The sequence below is a fragment of the Oleiphilus sp. HI0043 genome (genome assembly GCF_001634935.1).
Map to the genome: position 1 here is coordinate 1 of NZ_LWEY01000011.1, position 1,685 is coordinate 1,685.

The 1,685-nt window shown below is 43.3% G+C and carries 3 protein-coding genes; all 3 read left to right on the plus strand.

Annotation, left to right across the window (positions count from 1 at the left end; all coding sequences use genetic code 11):
- Positions 1 to 693: HRDC domain-containing protein (locus A3729_RS00700; protein ID WP_197475458.1), on the plus strand; the 693-nt coding region annotated here is incomplete at its 5' end.
- 5 nt (positions 694 to 698) lie between these two features.
- Positions 699 to 1,013: a YcgL domain-containing protein gene (locus A3729_RS00705; protein ID WP_231872079.1), complete on the plus strand. Its 315-nt coding sequence runs from the start codon at positions 699 to 701 to the stop codon at positions 1,011 to 1,013.
- A gap of 24 nt (positions 1,014 to 1,037) precedes the next feature.
- Positions 1,038 to 1,475, plus strand: coding sequence for a YcgN family cysteine cluster protein (locus tag A3729_RS00710; RefSeq protein ID WP_082865207.1), 438 nt, complete (start codon positions 1,038 to 1,040; stop codon positions 1,473 to 1,475).
- Positions 1,476 to 1,685 lie beyond the last annotated feature (210 nt).

Consider the following 1,685-nt stretch of genomic DNA (forward strand, 5'->3'; position numbering starts at 1 on the left):
CGTCGCCCTTTGTCTGATAGCCAGTTAGCTTATGCTGCGAAAGATGTTGAGTATTTGCTGACGCTTTATTCTGAGCTGCAGGCACAGCTTTCAGCCAAGTCTTTTATGGCAGCGGTATTAGAAGAAAGTGCTTCATTGGTTCAGCAGTTTTTTCAGTCTTGGGATGCACCAGAGAATGCTTATTTGAAGCTGCGTGGTGGCTGTGAGCTTAAAAAGGTGGATCAGTCTTTACTAAAAACGCTGGTTATGTGGCGTGATGACTTGGCACAATCAAAAAATATTCCTAAACCTTGGGTGTTTTCAGATACAAGTTTGATTCAAATTGCTGAAACACATCCAGAAGTTTTGTCTGACCTGAAGCGTATTAAAGATATTCAGCATAAATCTATTCGCCGCTATGGCGAGGAATTGTTGGAAATAATTGCGGAGTTTAGTGATTCAGAAATTGACTTACGCCCGATTGACCGACCGGTTAGAGGCCGGGAGCTGGATTATTACCAGAAGCTAAAAGCGATAGTCGCGCAGGTCGCCAAAGATTCGGGGATTGCTGTTCAGTTACTGGGCTCAAGAAAAATGTTAGAACGTGTTGTCATAAATGTTCGTCGGCATGGCGATAAAAGTTTGCCTAACGAGTATTTGGGATGGCGCAAGCCTTGGTTAGCAGAAAAAATGTCAAAGGCGCTAGGAATTTAGGAGAAATGATGACGCAATATACCTCGAGTACGAAACGATTTTGCTCGGTTTATAAGAGTAAAAAGAAGCAGGAAATGTACTTATACCTCGACCGAGCGGATGAACTGACTTCTTTGCCTGATGCACTGATGCAAATATTTGGGCAAGCTGAGCATGTGATGGATATGATACTCACGCCAGAAAAGAAATTGGCCCGTGCGGATGCTAAGAAAATTTTGGACGATATTGCTGAGAAAGGCTTTTATTTGCAGATGCCGCCAGCAAAAGACCCGGAAATGTTGGATTTATATAAGCCACCTAAAGATAGTTTGCACGGCTAAATTAATGACGGTGAGACGAGTCAATTGGCGGTAGATAAGTTTTTTTGGAAAGAAAAAGCCTTAGACCAGCTTTCGAAAGAAGAGTGGGAAGCTCTGTGTGATGGCTGTGGTAAGTGCTGTATGCATAAGCTCCAGGATGAAGACAGCGATGACTTGCTGTTTACCTGTATCAGCTGTGAATATCTGGATACGGATGCTTGTCAGTGTACTGTCTATTCCAAGCGAAACAATTATGTGCCTGACTGTCTTAACCTAAGTGTGACTGATTTACCTGAGGTCTCGGTATGGCTCCCTGAAACTTGTTCTTATCGTTTGCTATTTGAAGGGAAGCCGCTACCCCAGTGGCACCCCTTGATCGCGGGTAGCAAAATTATGATGCATGAAAATCACATTTCGGTGCGCTCAAAAGCAATCAGCGAAAGCCTGGTTTCAGAAGACGATTGGGAAGACTACATAATTTAGTTTGTTATGGCTGTCAGGCAGATGAACTACACTAAAAATTGCGAATTAATAATGAGATGGGCTCGCTCGATCTTGTTTAGTTGATATAGGCTTAAGGATAGATAGTTGGAAAGTTTTTCATACCTTGCTGCGTGGGCAGTGTACCTGATTTCCGCGCTCGTGATGATTGCCGTATTTTGGCGAATGACCAGAAATCTCAAGCTACGTCGA